The organism is Dendronalium sp. ChiSLP03b (assembly GCF_034531165.2).
Lineage (GTDB): Bacteria > Cyanobacteriota > Cyanobacteriia > Cyanobacteriales > Nostocaceae > Dendronalium > Dendronalium minutum.
In genome coordinates this window covers 1-20,551 of record NZ_JAVRBR020000009.1, presented here as the reverse complement: position 1 = coordinate 20,551, position 20,551 = coordinate 1, and the positions used below count along the sequence as shown (strand labels likewise).

Annotated in this window: 18 protein-coding genes; 3 read left to right on the top strand and 15 right to left on the bottom strand. The window is 38.3% G+C overall.

The features are described 5' to 3' along the window. Window positions 1-551: 551 nt before the first annotated feature. A complete protein-coding gene (locus tag RMY31_RS01760) occupies window positions 552-677 on the top strand; it encodes a hypothetical protein (protein WP_322664870.1) in 126 nt (41 codons plus the stop codon). Between the two features lie 66 nt (window positions 678-743). Here RMY31_RS01760 and RMY31_RS01755 read toward each other — a convergent pair whose 3' ends face one another. Beyond that, entirely contained in the window at window positions 744-1,853 is a 1,110-nt protein-coding gene (locus RMY31_RS01755; RefSeq protein WP_322664868.1) for a PstS family phosphate ABC transporter substrate-binding protein, read from the bottom strand. A 252-nt stretch (window positions 1,854-2,105) separates the two neighbouring features. Here RMY31_RS01755 and RMY31_RS01750 point away from each other — a divergent pair, with 252 nt between their 5' ends. After that, window positions 2,106-3,323, top strand: coding sequence for a serine/threonine-protein kinase (locus tag RMY31_RS01750; RefSeq protein ID WP_322664872.1), 1,218 nt, complete (start codon window positions 2,106-2,108; stop codon window positions 3,321-3,323). A 7-nt stretch (window positions 3,324-3,330) separates the two neighbouring features. Here the strand turns inward: RMY31_RS01750 and RMY31_RS01745 are convergent, their stop codons facing one another. From RMY31_RS01745 to crtR, 3 genes are read right to left on the bottom strand one after another with little or no spacing between them, the layout of a single operon-like run. Next, on the bottom strand, window positions 3,331-3,537 hold the full coding sequence (locus tag RMY31_RS01745) for a hypothetical protein (RefSeq protein ID WP_322664866.1): 207 nt from the start codon (window positions 3,535-3,537) through the stop codon (window positions 3,331-3,333). Window positions 3,538-3,587: 50 nt separating this feature from the next. After that, window positions 3,588-3,731, bottom strand: coding sequence for a hypothetical protein (locus tag RMY31_RS01740; protein ID WP_322664864.1), 144 nt, complete (start codon window positions 3,729-3,731; stop codon window positions 3,588-3,590). Continuing rightward, complete coding sequence (gene crtR / locus RMY31_RS01735) at window positions 3,715-4,605, bottom strand: beta-carotene hydroxylase (protein WP_322664862.1); 891 nt, start codon at window positions 4,603-4,605, stop codon at window positions 3,715-3,717. The genes RMY31_RS01740 and crtR overlap by 17 nt, the downstream gene beginning before the upstream one ends. A 507-nt stretch (window positions 4,606-5,112) precedes the next feature. Here crtR and pyk point away from each other — a divergent pair. Next, complete coding sequence (pyk, locus tag RMY31_RS01730; RefSeq protein ID WP_322664860.1) at window positions 5,113-6,879, top strand: pyruvate kinase; 1,767 nt, start codon at window positions 5,113-5,115, stop codon at window positions 6,877-6,879. 165 nt (window positions 6,880-7,044) lie between these two features. On the opposite strand, the gene RMY31_RS01725 is transcribed toward pyk, so the two are convergent. The 11 genes from RMY31_RS01725 to RMY31_RS01675 form a co-directional block, all read right to left on the bottom strand. Further along, window positions 7,045-8,112 (bottom strand): glycosyltransferase family 1 protein, encoded by a 1,068-nt coding sequence (locus RMY31_RS01725; protein ID WP_322664871.1) that lies wholly within the window; start codon window positions 8,110-8,112, stop codon window positions 7,045-7,047. An 18-nt stretch (window positions 8,113-8,130) separates the two neighbouring features. Next, window positions 8,131-9,369: a glycosyltransferase family 1 protein gene (locus RMY31_RS01720; RefSeq protein ID WP_322664858.1), complete on the bottom strand. Its 1,239-nt coding sequence runs from the start codon at window positions 9,367-9,369 to the stop codon at window positions 8,131-8,133. 226 nt (window positions 9,370-9,595) lie between these two features. Continuing rightward, window positions 9,596-10,558: a GDP-mannose 4,6-dehydratase gene (locus RMY31_RS01715; protein WP_322664854.1), complete on the bottom strand. Its 963-nt coding sequence runs from the start codon at window positions 10,556-10,558 to the stop codon at window positions 9,596-9,598. 15 nt (window positions 10,559-10,573) lie between these two features. Continuing rightward, window positions 10,574-10,942, bottom strand: a complete 369-nt coding sequence (locus RMY31_RS01710; RefSeq protein ID WP_322664852.1) for an EamA family transporter — start codon at window positions 10,940-10,942, stop codon at window positions 10,574-10,576. Between the two features lie 37 nt (window positions 10,943-10,979). Further along, on the bottom strand, window positions 10,980-13,289 hold the full coding sequence (locus RMY31_RS01705; RefSeq protein ID WP_322664850.1) for a hypothetical protein: 2,310 nt from the start codon (window positions 13,287-13,289) through the stop codon (window positions 10,980-10,982). Window positions 13,290-13,352: 63 nt separating this feature from the next. Beyond that, window positions 13,353-14,312, bottom strand: coding sequence for a glycosyltransferase (locus RMY31_RS01700; RefSeq protein WP_322664848.1), 960 nt, complete (start codon window positions 14,310-14,312; stop codon window positions 13,353-13,355). Between the two features lie 155 nt (window positions 14,313-14,467). Next, window positions 14,468-15,655 (bottom strand): glycosyltransferase, encoded by a 1,188-nt coding sequence (locus tag RMY31_RS01695; RefSeq protein ID WP_322664846.1) that lies wholly within the window; start codon window positions 15,653-15,655, stop codon window positions 14,468-14,470. Then, on the bottom strand, window positions 15,652-16,743 hold the full coding sequence (locus RMY31_RS01690; protein ID WP_322664844.1) for a glycosyltransferase family 4 protein: 1,092 nt from the start codon (window positions 16,741-16,743) through the stop codon (window positions 15,652-15,654). The genes RMY31_RS01695 and RMY31_RS01690 overlap by 4 nt, the downstream gene beginning before the upstream one ends. A 61-nt stretch (window positions 16,744-16,804) precedes the next feature. Further along, complete coding sequence (locus RMY31_RS01685; RefSeq protein WP_409877085.1) at window positions 16,805-18,235, bottom strand: methyltransferase domain-containing protein; 1,431 nt, start codon at window positions 18,233-18,235, stop codon at window positions 16,805-16,807. Between the two features lie 195 nt (window positions 18,236-18,430). Beyond that, entirely contained in the window at window positions 18,431-19,171 is a 741-nt protein-coding gene (locus RMY31_RS01680) for an ABC transporter ATP-binding protein (RefSeq protein WP_322664839.1), read from the bottom strand. Next, window positions 19,172-19,978 (bottom strand): ABC transporter permease, encoded by an 807-nt coding sequence (locus RMY31_RS01675; RefSeq protein WP_322664837.1) that lies wholly within the window; start codon window positions 19,976-19,978, stop codon window positions 19,172-19,174. Window positions 19,979-20,551 lie beyond the last annotated feature (573 nt).

The window sequence follows — 20,551 nt, the reverse complement described above, 5'->3', positions numbered from 1 at the left end:
TAAAGTCTGTTGTTGGTGCTGGTAATCCACTCGCAGAAGCGATCCCAGACGTTGGCGCTTTGGCGCTGTTGAATGGTTGCTGTCATGGTTTTATAATTGCGATTTGTTTTTTATGAATGAATCAAGCGTGTTTGTTTTCGCTTGTGACAGTAATTTACACTACTTTACAAAAGTTAATCAAGTACTTTAACTTTTGTATCAACAATACCTGCTATTAGTTTTGCTTATTTAAATTGATGAGGACTGACAGCGGATTTCAAGTTAGTGAAGTACACAAGCTAAGTCTTTTAGCGAGGGATGAAGGGTGTTTAACTTTTGACTCCTGAATTCTGCTATACGCACAGGGTATGAGTCTAAACTCCAGTTGAGATCAACAATCTCGTTTCTTAGGAACAGCCCCATGGGCGGCTCACCACCTGCTATGAATATTAGGTTGCAACAAAATCGGTTTGAGAACAAAATTGTTCCTTGACTTTGCCCGTCCGTCATGAGTCCGAGCGAGCTTTCAAATTATTAATTTTTAACATAGCTTTGATGAAGGCTGGCGTGAATTGCTTCATATCAAGGGGTTAGGTTACGCCACAGAGTTTTATACTCAAAAGGTTTATACATTGGCGATCGCTAGCCAGCTTGAAACATTGGTAAAACTCAATCATCACCAGGGTATGGAGAGCTAGTGCATTTTTAAAGTTATTTGACCATAACACTTGAGAAGATGAACATTACTCCTCCAGTGTTTGTTTTTACTGTCTTTGACTACTGGCTATTGACTTCTGACTTTTTTCTGGGACAAATCCAGCTTGCTCAATGGCTTTTTGCCCCTGTTCAGTTTCTAAAAATCTAGTATAAGCTTCCCCCACTTCCTGCTCCCGACCCTTGTTCTGCTTAATAATCACAAACAATTTAGTAGTAATTGGATAACTACCATCCTTAATGGCTTCTGTGTTTATCTGATTGCGCTTTTGCGGACACTCGTTTGGTGGTACTAGGGGTTGGCGATAGGGGGGAACGAGTTGTGTGGAAGTCAGACCCAAAGGTAAAGGCTTAACCATACATTGACTTACCACTCCTCTGGCAGACGCATAATATAGACCGCCAGGGGTTTGGTTGACACGACGTAGTGCCTCTGTAGTTGAGTAGACATACTGCACATTAGAGCTAAGAGCTTGCTTATCTAGAACCCGCTTGCCAGAAACCAATAGCACGTCTGCGTCTTCTGGATTCTGGGAAAATGGAGCGATCGCAAGGTCTGGACCGCCTACCTGTTTCCAGTTAGTAATCTGTCCCAGATAAATTTGCTGCAACTGGTCAACAGTTAAGCCGGATACTTTCAGTGCTGGGTTGACTACTACTGCTACGCTATCAATGCCGACTTGGCGTTGCTCAAGTGTAAAACCTCGCTGCCGAGCTATTTCTTCTTCTTCAGGTGTGAGAGGACGAGAAGAGCCTGTAAAGTCCAATTTACCATCGAGCAACATGCGAATACCCGAACCGGAACCAGGGCTATCTTTAGTGGGGTTGACGTAGCGCAACTGTAGTTCGGGGCGAGTGAACTGAATTTGAGAATCTATGAGTTGCCTAATTGGTGCCCAGGCTGTACTACCACCGTAGTTAAATGAGCCTGTGGGCACATTAGTTATAGATTTAAAGCTGGAAGAAGTTGCAAAAGAGACAGTTTCTGTACCTTGGCCAGAGGAAGATAAAGCTTCTTTATCGACTTGGAGCCGCGGTCTGAGCCATAGCCACAATCCGCCAATGATTGCAACTGTCACCAGTTCGCCAATAACCAGACCTCTGATCATCTGTACAGCATCTTGGCTCAGTGGGACGCTTTTTCTGCTATCATTAGTCATCTTTATCTTCCTGTAATTAAACTAGTTTTAAACAAGCTAAAATAAGCACTTAGAGGAATTTTTTGCTCTACTGCTTATTTCACATGTTGTCTAAACCTTCTGCAACTGCTCAAAGCATTCTTCGTGATTTTTATATAGGGCTTCTAGCAACTTACAAGTATCTTCCTCAATAAGAAGCATATATTAATTTGTCTGAATAGAGATTTTTTAAGTAAAGATACTTAATAGAGCCGTTAGGGACAATGTAACATGTTGAGTAGCAAGTTACTAGGGGAGCGTTACCAAGTTGTTGAAGTTTTAAGTCAAGGTGCATTTTGTCAAACCTACATGGTTCGCGACACCTACCTCCCATATCATCCCACCCGCATCATCAAACATTTCTTACCTAGCAGTAAATATCCTATTCCAGTAGAAATTCGTAGACGGCTCTTTACCCGAGAAGTAGAAGCCCTGAAAAAGCTGAGCGACTCCGACTTGGTTCCTCATCTTTTAGCTGATTTTGAAGATAACCTTGAGTTCTACTTGGTGCAAGAGTTCATTGAAGGGCATCCTCTGAGTGTAGAACTATCGCCTGGTTGCTGCTGGTCTGAAAGCAAAGTTTTGCAGCTACTGCAAGAGATAGCGAGTATCCTTGATTTTGTTCACAGTTACGGGCTAATCCATCGAGATGTCAAGCCGAACAATATCATAAGACGAAAGCAGGATAATCGGTTAGTCTTGATTGATTTTGGTGCTGTTAAGCCAATTTGGAATCATTTGCCTAGAGGTAAAGGAAACACTTCAAGCTCTAGTCTCATTGAACAACACACCACGATCGCAATCGGTACGCCGGGTTATATGCCTAACGAGCAACAGCGAGGCAAACCCCGCCCTAATAGTGATATATATGCTTTGGGTATGATTGGCATCCAAGCGCTTACAGGACTACATCCGACACAGTTGCCAGAAGATTCCAATACAGGCGAAGTTATTTGGCAAGATTTCAGACGAGTTAGCCCTGGGTTAGCATTGGTACTCAACAAAATGGTGCATTACCACTTTCAAAACCGATATAAGTCAGCTAAAGAAGTGCTAGAGGCACTCTTACAATTAACTAATAGCAATATTTCAGCACCACTTTTAGGCGATCGAGTCAGCGATACTACATTACCAGAAACACTCTTACCATCAACCAATATCTACACGTCAATTCAGGAATTAGATTCTGCTAAAGACTGGACTCAAACCCCATCATCGCCACAAGATAATAATCAAGTTTTGAGGCACAATCCAACATCATCACTTTTAGCTAACCGCAGCAGCAATACTACTATTGCGATTTTTCGTTATAAATCTCTGATGATTGGCTTAGTAGTAGGCGCGCTATCCGGATTAGTTCTAATGGTTGCGAGCTATTGGTCTGTGCAGATAATTTCTCCTGAACCTAAAATAGAAAATTTGCGAATTCAACTACCAAGAGAATCTCGTTAACCTTCGCTTATAGTTGCCTTTGTTCAGTAGTTGATTGATTGGGCTTATATGGGACACTATCTCTGTGGATCAAAAACGCTACAATCCCGACTACAACAAAGTTTGTAATTAGAAGTGCTACAGCACTCCACAGCCAAATTTTTATCTTTGAGTTATCTGTTGAGTTATCTGTTGGTTTCTCTGTTACTTCAGTTGAGTAAGGTTTGCGGCTCATAGGTTTTCTCCACAACAACCTAATTGATATTGCCTTATTTTACCGCTACTTTACAGACATTCTCTGTACTTTCCCGATACTGAGGTGATGGCGGCTATTGCTACTGATGCGATGATTATCACTCGCGATCGCGGACTTGCCGATCTATAGGTGGAGTCTGATATCTCATCACTGGGGTTATTCTTTGTGACCATGGAACCTAATTCCTAAGAAAATGTCGTAAACAAATTCAAAAAAGTCTTTTTTTTGTAATAATCCGGAAGTTTGATAACATTCTTTTTCATCTAAAAGTGGCTTCATCACATAGTATGCTGGTTGGTAATTATACCAAGGTATGGAAGGCCACAAATGATGAATTAAGTGGTAATTTTGACCAAGAATCAAGATATTTAGAATTGGATTGGGATAGACGCGGGCATTTTTCCAGCGATCGCGCTCCACAAAGGGACGATGTGGTAAATAATCAAAAAATAATCCCAGTGCTATACCCACCAAAAACGCCGGAATAAACCAAAAATTGAGCAAGTAACCCAAAAAGTGATATTGAACTGAGATATAAACAATTACACCCACAATCAAACGGCTGATAAACCATTCCAATAGTTCATACTTACGCCATAGTCGCCGCTGGAAGAAAAAGACCTCATGGTATAAAAACCGCACTGCAATCAACCACAGTGGGCCGCCTGTAGAGACGTAATGATCTGGGTCGTCTTTGGGATGATTTACATGAGCGTGATGCTGTAAATGCACTCGCGTAAACACTGGAAAAGCAAAAGCCAAGATCAAGGCACTGCCGTGACCTAACATTGCATTCATCACTCGGTTGCGATGGGCAGCTTGGTGACAGGCATCGTGAATTACTGTCCCAGAACAATGTAAGGCAATAGTGTTAATGCTAAAGCACAACCAGTGCGGCCATTCCCAAAGCCAATAGCCAAAGTTAGATAATACCAGCATTGTCACGGCTGCTAAAAACAGTAGCAATGTAGGATTTAAATCACCAGGAGGCGCTAAAAATTCTTTGGGTGGGACTTTCAGTGACTTCTGTGCCTCCAACGCGAGCATTCATAACTCCTTCTTGAGCAAACATTACGAATATACGATAAATATTAGCCTTTAATAAACTTTTACAAAGTTTTGTATAGCAAGATTTATCCACATCTTTACCTATCAGCAGATGAATAGCGCTATGATTCCAGACGAGACTAAAGTCTTTGCTGAGCGGTAGGGTGTGCCAACTAGTTACTAAATAGTTGATAGGAAAAAGTCTCTCTTGGGGTGGATGGAACCCAGATTGATGTACGATATCTACTCTATCCCAAAGCCCTTAGGGAGAATGAGAGAGGGAAATAAACAATATCACATTCAAAATTACTCCTACAAACCTAATCTTTTGCTGCCTCTCTCAATGCTTGAGTCACGGACATAGTAGCGACTGAATATTAGATACCCCCTGATTTCCTATAAGTTTCTAGATAGAACCCCACGCCCCTTTAGGCATAACTAAAGTATGAAAATCTTGCTTCTGCTACTCAGCACTATTTCCCAGACAGTTCCCTAGAACCAGCCCCTATGCAATTAAGAGATTCTCTACGCCGAACAAAAATTGTTGCTACGATTGGTCCTGCAACTAGCAGCCCAGAAATGCTGAAGGCGATTATTGAAGCGGGTGCAACGACGCTGCGGCTAAACTTCTCCCATGGTACTCATGCCGACCATCAGCGGAATATTCGCCTAATTCGACAAACCGCCTTTGAGCTAAATCAGCCAGTGGCAATTCTCCAAGACTTGCAAGGGCCAAAAATTCGTTTAGGGCGGTTTGAAAATGGTTCTATAGTTGTGGCCAAAGGCGATCGCTTCACCTTGACAAATCGCCCGGTAATCGGTACACAAGAAATTAGTTGCATCACCTATGATTATTTAGCAGAAGAAGTTCCCGTAGGTGCAAAAATCCTCCTCGATGATGGACGAGTAGAAATGTCAGTGGAGGAAATTAACCGTGACAAAGGCGATCTGCATTGCCGTGTGTCTGTAGCTGGTAAGCTGTCTAACAACAAAGGCGTAAACTTTCCGGGAGTTTACTTATCAATTAAAGCCATGACCGACAAAGACCGCGAGGATCTGATGTTTGGTCTAGATCAAGGCGTAGACTGGGTAGCACTTTCTTTTGTTCGCAACCCCCAAGATATCATCGAAATCAAAGAGCTAATTTCCAGCACAGGCAAACAAGTGCCAGTAGTTGCCAAAATTGAAAAGCATGAAGCCATTGAACAAATGGAGGCAGTTCTGGCTTTATGTGATGGCGTGATGGTTGCTAGAGGTGACTTGGGTGTGGAACTGCCTGCGGAGGATGTACCCGTACTACAAAAGCGGTTGATTGCGACGGCGAATCGCTTGGGGATTCCCATCATCACGGCTACCCAGATGTTAGACAGCATGGTGAGCAATCCTCGTCCTACTCGTGCCGAAGTATCAGATGTGGCAAACGCAATTTTGGATGGCACGGATGCGGTGATGCTTTCCAATGAAACTGCTGTTGGTAACTATCCAGTGGAAGCGGTGGCAACTATGGCACGGATTGCCGAACGCATTGAGCAAGAGGAGGCGCACTCCACAGTACGTCAGCTGAGAGATACTAGGCGTTCGATTCCCAATGCAATTAGTCAAGCCGTAAGTCAAATTGCTGAACAACTAGGAGCAGCGGCAATTATGACGCTAACGCAAACAGGGGCAACAGCTCGCAATGTCTCTAAATTCCGTCCTAGCACACCTGTTTTGGCGGTGACACCCCATGTAAATGTAGCGCGACAGCTACAACTGGTGTGGGGAGTAAAACCGTTGTTGGTATTGGGACTACCTTCCACGGGACAGACGTTTCAAGCTGCAATTAACGTAGCTCAAGAACGGATGTTACTGAGTGAGGGCGATTTGGTAGTAATGACCGCTGGTACACTCCAAGGGGTTGCTGGCTCAACAGATTTGATTAAGGTTGAGGTGGTGACAGCAGTACTAGGTCAAGGAATTGGACTCGGACAAGGTTCGGTGAGTGGTCGCGCTAGAGTAGCTCACACTGGGCTAGAAGCGAGTAACTTTAATCCTGGAGATATTTTAGTTGCACCCCGCACAGGTGCCGATTTTGTGGAAGCAATTCGCAAAGCGGCTGGGATTATCACAGAAGAAGAGAGTTTGACCAGTCATGCTGCGGTGATTGGTTTGCGTCTAGGTGTACCTGTGATTGTCGGTGTGAAGAAGGCAACGCAAGTAATTCGAGATGGAGCGATTTTAACGCTGGATTTGCAACGGGGTTTGGTTTACTCTGGGGCGGTAGGAACACCTTAGAATTGGGGGCTGGGGACTGGCGATTGGGGACTGGGGAGTCAGTTGCGTGCTGAGGTTCCCTCCACTGACCGAATTGGCGTGGCTGGGAAGGGGAAAAAGGAAAAGGAATCTTTTGTATCTTTACCCCTTACCCTTTAACCTTTTCTCTTCTGAATTCTCAATTTCTTAAAGGAATTGTTTGAGGACTTCGGCAGTGGCTTGTCCTGTTTTTTCCCAACTGAATTGATTTGCTCTAGCGATACCTTGAGTGGAAAGGCGCGATCGCAATCCTGAATCTGTAGCAATCATCTGCATCGCTGCTGTAATTTCTGCTGTGTTGTAGGGATTAACCAGAATTGCTGCGTCGCCAGCAACTTCTGGTAAAGATGAGAGATTGGAGGTGATAACTGGTGTACCGCAAGCCATTGCTTCTAGGACAGGAAAACCAAAGCCTTCCCAGAGGCTAGGAAAGACAAGGGCGATCGCGCCATTAATTATCTTTGGTAATTCGCTGTAAGGTACGTAATTAAGAAATTTCACTCGATTAGTTATCCCCAATTCTTCAACTTGCTTTTGTAAAACTGGGGTATAACGCCCATCGCTGGGGCCTGCTAACCACAGTTCATAATCGCTGTTTGGTAATGCAGCAAAGGCGGCAATCAGTCGCTGGAGATTTTTGTAAGGGTCTTGGCGACCAATATAAAGAAAGTAGTTGCCCTTGGGTAGATTGAGAAAACGAAAGTGAGTGCGATCGTGGGCAAGGAGGATGGGGGTAATCTTGCTGACTGGAATTTGATAAAAGTCAATGATGTCGTTAGCTGTAGCTTGAGAATTACAGATTATGTGTTGCGCTTGCTTGAGAACTTGGGGAATGTAATAGCGGTGGTAGGGTGTCAACGGTGAAAAACGTTTCGGAAAGCGCAACGGTATCAGGTCGTGTGACATCACGACAAAACGACAGTTGGTGTATAGCGGTGCTTCCGGTAGTGGGGAAAATAAGAGCTGCGATCGCAACTGTTTATAGATTTGTGGAAGTTGAAATTGCGTCCAAACAAGGCGATTAAAATGTCCTTTTGTGCCTTGGTCTGGTGTTAAGTTTGATGAAATTGAATAACAGTCATACTTAGGAATAAGCTGTGAAGTTAGTAATGTCGGTTTGAAAGATTGTAGATTCGGAAGTAGATTTAAAGCGTAGGTTGTAATACCTGTAGGTTTTGTAGAGAGAAAAGAAAGATTGACTAACAACTTTTTAATCTTTTATTGCAAGTTAATTTAACTACATAAATAAGAGAGAAATTCTTCAGCAGATTCTTGCCATGAGAATGGTCTATATTCGTTTTCGATCCGCTCTACCAAATTATTGTAGTAAATATCTGAATCAAGTAGCTTTTTTAAAGCTTGGTATAGTTCAGTTGGTTGAGTAGGATTGAAATATATACAAAAGTCACCTCCTACTTCAGGTAAAGATCCGCCAGTGCTAGCCACTACAGGTTTACAATATTGCAGCGCTTCTACAACAGGTAGTCCAAATCCCTCATAGAAAGAGGCTTGAACCAGACAGTAACAGTTTTTATAAAGAACTTTTAGCTGAGCATCGGTAACTGAACCTAGTATGTGTACTAACTTGCCATACATTTGATTAGATTCTATTAATGCATCAGTCTCTGAGTGCCAACCTTTATTACCTGCAAATAGCAAATATATGTCTTTATAATTATAATTTACTAATAAATCAAAGGCTTCTATAATAGCTTTGATATTTTTATGAGGAACTAAACTTCCTACAACCAATATATAGCGTTTAGTTAGTAGTTCGCTGAAATCTTTATTAAAATCGTTATTCTCTAAATTGAGCGAATTATCATGATTGTAATAGTCACATCCTAAACGAAATTTTTTGACTATTAAATTGGGATTATTACTAGGTAAAATACCCTGTTGCTGTGCATTTTTATAATCTTCCATACTATTTCTAGAGATACACAAAACTTTATCAAATAAGGGAGAATAATCTCTATAAAATTTTGTAAAAACCTTAGTAAATTTCTGCGAAGAGAATTCTGGGAATTTTATTGGTATGAGATCATAGCAGATAATTACAAGAGTAATTTTATGTCGTTTTAAAATCTGTAAAAATCTGTAGTATGTTTTAGGTAAATCCCAGTTAGCATCAGCGATCACATAAACATCTTCTGGTTGTATTTTATAGCCTTCAAATTCAATATAAATATTTTTATCCTTATTTAAATCTAAAGTAGAAATCAATGTTGATATATTTAAAACTAAATTGATAAATTTATTTCTAACTTTAGAAAAAAGTATCTGAATCTTACTTTTTATTTTGTTTACTAGATCCAGATAAGAGTTCCTTTTAGTGAGATTGCTGTAATTCGACGGATTAAGTTTAGTCACCCTACGCATGGATGTACCATCAAACATAACCACTACTATTTCTACATCTGGTCTACTAGAATTTATTTTCAAAAGTTCAGATGTTAGTTCGCGAACCACTCGATGGATTCCAGTATTTTTATATGTATTTTTTGCCGTGTGAGTACAATCTATAAATATCCTCATTTGAAAACCTAGTTAAAATTTCTTTTTATTACAATTAACATGAAAAAATACTCAAGAAAAATTATAAGTTAACAAACTACATAGACTTCTTCTTGAGTATTTTTTATTGTTGTATGCTTTGTCAAATGTTTAAGTTGTCATAATTGGGAAGTTAGCTTATCTAGCTACTTAATTTTTTGAGATCGTAATCAACCATTAACTCAACTAATTGATTAAAAGAGTACTGAGGTTGCCAACTAATCTCTGTTTTAATCTTATCAATGCAACCAACCAACTGTACGGGTTCGTCAGGGCGGTAAAAAGCGGGGTCAACTGAGACATAATCTTGCCAGTTTAGACCAACAGAGTTAAAAGCGCACTCAACAAGTTCTTTGACAGAGTGAGTTTCACCACTAGCGATGATGTAATCGTTGGGTTTTTCCTGCTGCAACATCAGCCACATAGCGTAAACAGCATCTTTGGCATAGCACCAATCACGGCGAGCATCAAGGTTACCTAATTTTAGTTCATTTGCCAGACCGAGTTTGATTTGGGCAGCTGCATGTGTGATTTTGCGAAATACAAATTCTGTGCCACGTCGAGGCGATTCGTGAGTATAAGTGATACCACAGCAGGTATAAAGCTTATATTTTTGACGATAGTTGACAGTCATCCAATGAGCATAAGCTTTAGCAACACCATAAGGATTACGGGGACGAAAAGCAGTACGTTCGGTTTGGGGAGATTCGTCGGGTTGACCAAACACTTCACTACTAGAAGCTTGATAGAATTTAGCATCCGGTTTGCAGCGACGAATAGATTCTAATAAACGCGAGACACCAAGTGCTGTATATTCAGCGGTAAGAGCTGGTTGTGTCCAGGAGAGTGGAACATAGCTTTGGGAAGCAAGGTTATAAATTTCATCGGGTTGGCAGTCACTCACTACATCCATCAAGGATGATTGGTCGAGGAGGTCGCCAGACACGATTTGAATGTTGCCTGAAAGGTGGGTAATACGTTCTAGGTTGCTGGTGCTGGAACGGCGGACTAAACCAAATACTTGGTAGCCTTTTGCTATGAGAAGTTCGGCAAGATAAGAACCGTCTTGTCCGGTTAAGCCGGTTATGAGAGCTTTTTTTGTCACGTTGGTAATATAAGTTTATTTTTGCCAGACTACTAATATCACTCCACTCACAATTAAACTCAAACCCACTAGACGTATTAGGGAAATGGTTTCTCTGAAAATGAAGTAACCCAATAACACCGAGAAAACATAAACTAATGATACGGATGGACCAGCAACGCTTAGATTGACTCTAGTTAATAGGAGGATATAAGCTACAGCGCCCAGAGCATAGCAGGTCAGCCCTATTACAAGTTCATGCGTTGTAATTATACTGAGAATATGGCTAACAGCATTTCCTGCATGTACTCTACCTAACTTCAGCGCACCTACTTTTAAAAAAAACTGTCCTCCTACACTGGCTAGGACTGACATTATAAGTAACAAAAATTCTTGTGGACTCACAGAAATATCCTTTGCATTCCTTATTACATTTAGCTTGCTAATTCTCTTCAATTGCAAGTTGCGTAAAATTAACAGCTAGATTTCGCATATCGCCTGCTGCAAATGTAACTTGCCCATGATTCCAATGTTTATACCTAAAAACTACTGTATTTAAACCCTTCATACTTTTAAATTTAAGTTTACGCTGAATAATAGCATTTTCGCTGATATTAACCAGCTTTTCCAAAATTACTCCATTAGATTCCACAACCACGTCCTGATGATTAATCGGATTTACAAAGCTAAAAATTAGAGATAGTGATTTAGAGTTTGGTAACTTAAACCCAAGCAAAGTTTCTGATCCTAAACTCCAGCGCCATGTATTGCCTTGAGAGTTTTTTTCAATGTAGTTCAACCCATTTATATCTAAACCATAAGGTAATTCAAATTTAAATAAATCAGCCTCAGACAAATCTAAAACTGGTTCAAACTTCAGGCTATTACCTAAGTTTAAATCAACTTTATTTCTTAATTCGAGAGATTTAGGGATAAATGTTACCAAACCGACTTCAGGCACTTTGGTTGCCACAGTTGGCTTGCCAAAGCGTTCATAAAAATTTTCAACACAATCTTGAGGCAACAAATCTATATAAAGGTTAATTCCTACAAAATCATTAAATTTATAAAAATCTGTGAAAAAAGACCATTCATCTGAGCTAAAACAGCGTTTTTGACGACTAGCTTTGAAAATATCTGGATTGTCAGGAATAAACATTTTATCCCAGCCTGCCTCAATATACGGTTCTATTTGGGAAGGATGTAAACGACCAAAGTACTGTCCAAGAACTTTTTTTTCATGAAATCTTCTCAAAGCAAAAATTGAGCCATTTTTTGAATAGTATGGACAAAGACTATTCCCACCTATTCCATTACCTCCTACTGCACAAAATGGCCAATCTAGAACTGCTTCTCCTGGTTGCTTCTTGACATAGTTCATATATTGAAAGAAGCTCTTGTCAAATGAGTAAGGCTGATAGTTGATCTTGAGTGAATAGGCTGTATAGAGTTCGGTACAAGCCAAAATTACTAATAGTGCTGAGAGAAACTGTCTAATATATAAACGCAACCCATTAAGATTGATATTTAGGGCAAAAATGCAAAATATAATCGGGTAGAGAACAGTACAGCGACCTTGAACACGATTAAAGGCAAACCAGGGAAATATCTTTAGTATAGGGAAATTAGCTGGGTGGTAAAAAAGGCAAAGTAGGAAAATTATCAGCAGAGGTATAAAAATAGTAATTTGTTTGCGTCCCTGCCATAGTCCTATAGATGCAATGATCAGTAAAAACCAACCAGGACTACCAGCACCTAAACCTTCTGGTAAATCTCCAAAGAATTGATCGAGATTCCCTTGTCCTGGGTTAAAGTTTGGCAGAAAAGGAAGGAGTATTCTGAGAGGATTAGCCCACCAAGCTACACTAGAAACTCCTGTAAAGTCATAGCTTTTTGCTTCCCTCGTAATTTGGATAACTAGAGGTAAATTAACAAAGCTTGCAGTCACAGTTAACCCTAATAAAGCTAAAGATAAACGAGGGTAGGCAAAAAACTCTATTTTATAATTTTCTGCCGCACTTTGAATCAAGCTTACTAAGCTCTTATGTTTGTTTTTATAATATCTATAACTAAGCAATACTGTGATAAAAATAGTCGAAATTGTAAATGACATTAAGGCAAAACCAGCTATGTACGCTAACTCTTGACCTAGTGATAGAATAAGCAAACAAGCTCTTAGCAAAATGAGCATTAAAGATACATGTTGCTTCAATGTCACTCTTTTTACAATAAGAAAATCAACTATTAAACTGAGTGCAGTCCAATGAAACACTGAATAGCTGAGATGATGGGGATATTTATGAATTGCATAGAAACTAAAAAAGGGAATTATGAATGCAGCTCCACTAGCGCGGGTAAAACCATAATCTTTAACAAGTAGAATAAAGCTTCCGATACCTGTCAGCAACACACTGAAAAGATAGTAAAACTGTATCCAGGGACCAATCCCAAACAGCGAGTGAGCGATCGCATAAAAAATATCTCTTTCAACAGACCAAGGCTGGAAAACACTGTTAGTCCCATAAGGATAAAAGACCTGATTATTAATAAGATTCAGTTTAGGAAATGGGATAAAGCTTATATTCTTTTCCAGGTAAAATCCTGTATACTCCCATTGTTCTATATCACCGTCTCCAACCATTGGATCGGAAAAATTTTTAATAATTAATAAGCTAAAAGCAAAAACAATACAAAAAAAAGCTAATACTGTTATTAAAATTTTACTTTTGTTTCGATCGAGTCCCAGTGTCATAATTTTATAGCAGTTATTTAATTTTTTTAAATTATTTGACTTTTGATAAAATTTTCAGCGCAGCTAAGCTTTGGGAAACAATTGTTGTAGTTCTAAAATAAAATGATGATAGTCTCTTTGTGGCAAAAAACCAAAGTTATTTCTTCCATTCAAAATTAGAAAAACAAAAGAGAGAGATATAGACATAGACTGTAACAGTATGATGAAAGATAGTCCTGCTACGTAAGGTGCCCAGTTAGGAATAGCTACTCTAACGAGTACAACGATGCTGATTAAAATTAAACTAAATAACATTACTAATAAGGTTCCAATTAATAATCTAACACCAATAATATCTCCATATACTGAAATTGCACTGAGTCCATGTATTACTAAGGAGACAAATTTCATCTTTGACTGTCCAGCTAGGCGGACACCACGTTTACAAGGAATTTGTGTCCAGGGGATCTTCGCTTTCAAAATTCCAGCCGTGTAATGATTCCATATTTCTGATACAACTACAATTCGGGATAATAATTTATGAGGAATAATGCTAAAGTTTCCTACCCGAATATCTTGACCAGTTAATAGCTTATAAAATAATCTATAAATTAAATAAAATAGTTTGAATATCTGAGTTTCAGAACGTTGAGTCCTTTTAGCGAATACTATTTTTTGATATTTTTCTTCACTACATTTTTCAATGAGCTTTATTACATCTCGTGGAGCATCTTCTCCGTCCCCATCCATTACAACAACTGCTTGACAATAAATATTGGCTTCAACATAGGCTAATCCTATGGCAATAGCTCTTTGATGGCCTAAATTCCTTTTCAATTCTAAACAATTAACTTTTTTGATAGTTTGAAAACTTTCAAGTATCAAACTATCATGAGTGGCTATGGTCGATGCGTCGTTTATAACTAAAATTTCACATTGAATTCCTGTACCATTCAAAGCTTCATCTAGATATTTCAGTAATATATCTAAAGAATGCCAATCATTAAAAACTGGGATTATTACCACAATTAAACGACTTGTCATATAGTCATGATTAATTTTATAAATAATTTTATTAGTTCATTAGATTGTTTGTACGCATGGTTCACTCATATTTACTTGCTTTAATACCTAAATATAATTATTAATGATTTTTTAGAAATGTATTGGTAAGGGATATATGGTTTTAAAGTAAATTCTTACAAGCATAATTTAATCACTTCCGTTAGATTATTCTTAACGCTATCAAACGCATAATTAGAGACTACATACTCTCTTGCCAAATTACCCATTGCAGCCAGTTTATTCCGATCTGCCATCATGTCTTGTATCGCTATAGAAAATTCTTCATAGTTATGATACATCTTGCCGCCACTGCTACGCTCAATATGTTCAACTAAAACTTGACATGAGGCATTAACTAATACTGGCGTGCATTGAGCCATTGCTTCCAAAGTTACTATACTAAAACTTTCATACGGTGATGGCATAACAAAAATAGATGCTCCAGCCATGAGTTGAAATTTTTCTTCTGGTGAAACAAAACCTTTAAAATCAATGTCTGGATGATTTGGTATTTCTATTTCATTCTTTCCGGTTAAAATTAATCTTAAATTAGAGGAGATATCTTTTTTAAATTCAATAAAGAAATTGATTAACTCATTACATCCCTTACTTGAATCAATACGACCAGAGTAAAGAATATATGGATAATTTGTTTGAAAAGGACTATAAGGAGTTGTCTCTACACCCATCGACACAACCCTACCAGGTAGTTCTCCCCATAACTCTTCTCCTAAAAGTTTTTCTGCATTAGTTAACCAGATTAAAAAGCGTGCCTTACAAGCCATGTATTTATATGCAGTTAAATATGCAGTCGGTTCGTCGTGGAGGGTTGGTACTAGCAAAACTTTAGAAGGCGGGACTTGAGGTATTCCAAAGTAAGTAGTTGGATATAAATAAGTTGTAAAAATAATAGATTGATAGTCACTCCATCGCTGTTTTAGAAACGATAGCAAAGGTTGTGAATAAGGACCTTGACGACGAATAAATTCTTCCTGAAGTGCGATACTCCAAGGTATTATTTGGCTATTTTCTATTTGGCTATACTTGGGTTTGTGAAACTCTCTTAAAAGTCTCTGATACAGGTTGTGCCAGTAGTCACTTCGACCTATAGTAACTGGAAAGCGATGAATATTTATACCTTGTTTCGTTTCAGAACCTTGAGGTAATTCATTAGCCCAATTAGTATAATTTAATGCAGTTGTTGTAATTATATCGACCTTAAATTCATCACTGAGCAAATTAGCATACTGCCATGCTAAAGCTTCTGAGCCTCCTACTATACTTTCATGATTTCTCTGAACAACAATAGCAACCTGTTTCATTCTATACTCTTAATCGTATTGATAAATTTAGATTCGATTTGTTCATTCGTAAAAATTTCTTGGTAGCGCCGCCATCCCATCTCACCGAGAGTGGCACTTATGGATTCTTTACTAGCTATACAGTCTACAGATCCAGCCAGGAAATAAGGATCTGGCTGTTCCCAAACCAAACCTGCTTTTCCAACTGTATAAGGAATAGCGGTTGAGCCATAAGCTACAATTGGCACTTTCATTGCCATAGATTCAACTAGTGGCACACAAAACCCTTCATGCTCACTAGTAATCATAAATACATTAGAAGCAAGATAGTAAGCTTTTAAAGTTGCAGTAGAAACTCCTCCTGTAAAGATTACTGATTCTTGTAAACCTAAATACTTAACTTTTTCATAAAGACGTGTAGTATAAATGTTGAGACGTTCATCTTGATTTCCAACAACTATCAGGCGACTATTTTTATTGTAATTTTTGTGGTAAACATCAAAAGCATCAATTAAAGTAGAGTGTCCTTTGTTAGGAGCAAGACGACCGACCATTAAAATGTTTATTTTTCCATCTGTATATTTATCTAAAACACTAATGTCAGCATCAATATATTGCAAATCATCAATATGATGGAATGGCGGAAGAACCAAGCTATTTTCTTGAGAAACACCCATGGAATGCAATTCATCTGCATTGTATTCGGAATCAGACAAATACAAAGCACTATATATGTCAGCAATCAATTTTAATTGTGCTCTTCCTAAGCGGCATACACTAACATAATCTGCATTAATACCCTCGTAAAACTCAGCAGGAGTTACATTATGATATTTAATAATTTTATTGCAATTAATATTATTAATAATGTCAAGAGCAATATCCCAACCAACAGAATAATGATAAATTAATATATCTTCTTTATTTCTAATGAAAGATTTAACTTGACTTACATGTTTTATATTATTTTTATTAGAGGCGTGCCATTGATCTGCAAATAGCTGTGCTTTATAACCGTGTTTTTTCAAACAATTATACATCCCCATCACATCATGGCTAACTGCATCGCCCTCTGTAATACAAGGAGTTAAAATAGCAATATTTTTCATTATTTATCTCCTGATAATTAAATAAATTGTCAATACATATCAAAACATATATTGAAAAAAATTATATTTTTTTGTACCCCACTACCGCATAATCTTGATAATTCATTTTCTCATCGCGGAATATCCGAGTAACTTTAGGTAAAAGAGAAGAATAAATTATTTCGATTTTTTTGAACCCGTGCCACTCTAATATAAATTTCAGCATTTCAGGAGGGATGGGTTTAATATGGGTCGGATCTTGATAAAAATTTGACAACCCATATAAGCTATGAGGGTTGACTGTTTCTATTATGATTACTCCATTATTAACCAGTCTTTCAAATGAAATACTCAGAAACTTGTGAATGTATTCAATATTTAAATGTTCGACTACTTGAAATGCAGATATACCAGAATATTGTTCGTGATGACTTTCTAGATATTCCAATATGTCTGCTTCATATACATCAAATCCACCTTTTTTTAAGTTGTCAACTTCCAATTTATTTAAATCAACACCTATACATTTGATATTATTTTCAGTAAGATTTTGTAAAAATTCACCTCTACCACATCCTACATCCAAAAAACGATATAACTTACTAATATCAGGATTAATATATTTCAGGTAAATTTTCTGTTTTTCTTTGACTACATCAGCAAGATGAAATACATTTTCAAATAAATAGTAGAATAAATCCTTTTTATCATACTGATAATGTTCTTCGATTGGTATTGTAGACAAAGCGATCGCTTTAGACAAAGAAATCGCTGTTTTAATGTGAGATTCTTGAGTAGCTTCTAGAAAAGGTGGTAAGTTTTGTGTAACTTTAGTACCTAATAATTCTTCGACAGTATGTAAACGCTCTTCAAATGCTTGTAGACGACTATCAGCTATACTTATAGACTCTTCAAATGCTTGTAGGCGACCATCCACTGTACTCAAAGACTTTTCAAATGCGTGTAGCCGACCATCCACTGTACTCAGAGACTCTTCAAATGCTTGTAGGCGACCATCGACTGTATCCAATCGCTTGTTTATCGCTGTTATATTCTTCTCGATGGGGAACGCATATTGCTCAATCTGCGATCGCAAATTTGCTATTTCTGCAATTAGTTGCTGATTAAGTAACAAAGACTCCTTGAGAGACAGAATTAAATTGAAGTTAACTTCTCGTTGGTCTTTAAATATAAAACTAAGTATTTTAAGAGCTATTTTTTGTATAACGCGACTGAAGTTGAAAGGAAATCGATTCCACTTGTCTGGCCACTTCGTTCGGACATGAGCCCTGGATTCTGCATCTCGTAACAAAGCTTCAATGTGACTAACATTATATTTTACTGTGGAACTTTTAAACTTAATGGAGTTCAAAGCAACTGGCTGATAGGAATTTCGACGTTGAGTTACCTCTTCACGAATCTTCTGCATCAAGACATCGACATTAATTTCAGGATTATTTGCTTCAAACATTGTCCGCTTCTCATCTTTAGTTTTATTACGAAATATTTTCAATGGAATTTCTTTTTTCCACGATTTGTCGAAGCATCCCACTATCGTGTATTGATACGATTCACATTACCATTGAGATGATTCAATAGCCATTGATTAATAAAACTTTGCTGCTGTCATAAAATTTATCAAACTTCCAAGCTGTCCCATGTTCCCGAAATTTCCGAAAGTGTATAAAGTCATGTCATCTACTTTACTTTAAATTGGATTTAATGAATTCAAGTAGCAGTCTACAGTCTCATCGGCATTTCCCATAAAGCGTATTTTACCTTGATCTAACCAAACTCCGCGAATGCATGATTGTTTGACAAAATTTAGATCGTGGGAGACTACTAATACAGTTGCATTATGATCCCAAAATTGTTCAATTCTTCGCTTACACTTATTTTTAAAACTTTCATCTCCTACGGACAATACTTCATCTAATATCAAAATATCCGGCTGTATATCTGTGGCAATGGCAAATCCCAGCCTTGCTACCATACCAGAAGATAAACCCTTGACAGGGACTAATGCATAATCTTGCAATTCTGCAAACTCTAAAATTGACCGCGTTCTTCCTCGCATCTCAGTTCTAGAAAAACCAAGCAATACTCCATATAACAGAATATTGTCCATCACAGAAATTTCTGCATCGAAACCTGCTCCCAGTTCGATCAACGGCGCAATTTGACCTCGTACCCTGACGGTTCCGCTGGTTTGTTTAAGAATCCCAGAGATTATTTTTAAAAGTGTTGATTTACCAGAACCATTTGCCCCGACAATACCTATTTTCTCTCCTCTTTCTACGACTAAATTGATTTTGTCTAATACTAATTTTTTAGCTGGTTGGCGATATTTACCCTCAAAAACAGATAACAGCGTTTTTTTGAGATCGTAAGAAAACTCTTCTTGAGTTCGTCGCCAAAGCGAAACTTCATCCAGGCGAATTACTTCCATTTACAGCAAATCCATAAACTGATGTCGCCACAACTGAAAACAAGTCCATCCAAGTAGCAAAATAATAATGCCGCTGAGCAAAGCACCCCAAACTAAACCTAAATCGGGTGGCAATCCTGATAATGTTATTTGACGCAGACTTTCAATAATCGGAGATAAAGGATTTAAACCTAAAAAAGGCTGTACTACCTTTGGAACAATAGCTGCTGGATAAAACACAGGACTGCTAATCCACAACACAAATACAACCAACTCATAGAAATAAGGCAAATCTCTAAAAAATACGTATAAAGCACTTACTAAAAACCCAATCCCTGTACAAACCAAAATTAGCGCTAAAATTGGGAACACCAGCGCCAGGACATTTACTAAACTCTTGGAATTAATAAAAGTCATCACTGCCAGCAACGGAAACACCCCGACTGCAAATTGAAATACATTCGCTGCAATCATTGATACTGGAAAAATGCTGACTGGCAGTCGAATCTTATTTAGAAGTGACCCGTTTGCTACCACGCTACTCAAAGCTTGCATTGTAGAAGCTGAGAAAAAATTGATTACTACTAGTCCCGTAAAGGCTGCCAACATGTAGTTTAGTATGGAATTACCATAATACGTCGCAAAAGCAGCTCCAAAAATAGCAGTGTACAACCCCGTCATAATCAACGGGTTCAAAAGCGACCAATAAACTCCCAGAAAAGACCCTCGATAGCGCACTTTCAGATTCCGCGATACTAAGACTTGCAGCAATTCCCAGTAGCGGCGCACTCGCAACCAATTTAAATTATCTTTAAGCGAAACTGTCATCCTCAAAAACCACCACACGCCACAGCCAAGTTATTCGCGCATTTTATACTATCGGAGCGGACTTTGCCGCATTAGTTTACCATCAAAAGGTGATTTTAAACTCTAATATTAAATATAAAAGTTATACAATTTTGGATTTTGGATGGTGGATTAGGAATCACTTTCTACATCTGGGTTCTGTAAATTCATCTGTCGCAATGATTTTCTAATTGGTGTTACTAACACCTACTTTTACGCTCCTCAGCATATCTTACCTCCGCAAGACCAGTTGATTTATCAATTAGTTCCTCTAATTCTCAATCACAAATTAGCAGATTCTGGTTAACGCACTGAAGCTGTCAAGTCAAACACAATATTCAGTCTAGCGATCGCTTGCCTTAAGGGCATCTACGTATTTAAAGCTCTAAATGCCACTGTTTGCTTAACTCAAACTATCCCTCTTTTATCACTTTGGGAGAACCCAATCGCTGAAAGCCTTTCGAGGCTTTAATTTCTAAGTTTTGGCTATAAATTTTAGTTACTGTTAGAAAATAAAGGCTCAAAGCTTGACTCAATCAAAGTTTCAGAATCTTG

What these genes read in the sequence shown, in the direction of transcription:
- RMY31_RS01755 (WP_322664868.1), bottom strand. Translation starts at nt 1,853, where the DNA reads ATGACTAATGATAGCAGAAAAAGCGTCCCACTGAGCCAAGATGCTGTA.
- RMY31_RS01745 (WP_322664866.1), bottom strand. Translation starts at nt 3,537, where the DNA reads ATGAGCCGCAAACCTTACTCAACTGAAGTAACAGAGAAACCAACAGAT.
- RMY31_RS01740 (WP_322664864.1), bottom strand. Translation starts at nt 3,731, where the DNA reads ATGGTCACAAAGAATAACCCCAGTGATGAGATATCAGACTCCACCTAT.
- crtR (WP_322664862.1), bottom strand. Translation starts at nt 4,605, where the DNA reads ATGCTCGCGTTGGAGGCACAGAAGTCACTGAAAGTCCCACCCAAAGAA.
- pyk (WP_322664860.1), top strand. Translation starts at nt 5,113, where the DNA reads ATGCAATTAAGAGATTCTCTACGCCGAACAAAAATTGTTGCTACGATT.
- RMY31_RS01705 (WP_322664850.1), bottom strand. Translation starts at nt 13,289, where the DNA reads ATGACACTGGGACTCGATCGAAACAAAAGTAAAATTTTAATAACAGTA.
- RMY31_RS01700 (WP_322664848.1), bottom strand. Translation starts at nt 14,312, where the DNA reads ATGACAAGTCGTTTAATTGTGGTAATAATCCCAGTTTTTAATGATTGG.
- RMY31_RS01695 (WP_322664846.1), bottom strand. Translation starts at nt 15,655, where the DNA reads ATGAAACAGGTTGCTATTGTTGTTCAGAGAAATCATGAAAGTATAGTA.
- RMY31_RS01690 (WP_322664844.1), bottom strand. Translation starts at nt 16,743, where the DNA reads ATGAAAAATATTGCTATTTTAACTCCTTGTATTACAGAGGGCGATGCA.
- RMY31_RS01680 (WP_322664839.1), bottom strand. Translation starts at nt 19,171, where the DNA reads ATGGAAGTAATTCGCCTGGATGAAGTTTCGCTTTGGCGACGAACTCAA.
- RMY31_RS01675 (WP_322664837.1), bottom strand. Translation starts at nt 19,978, where the DNA reads ATGACAGTTTCGCTTAAAGATAATTTAAATTGGTTGCGAGTGCGCCGC.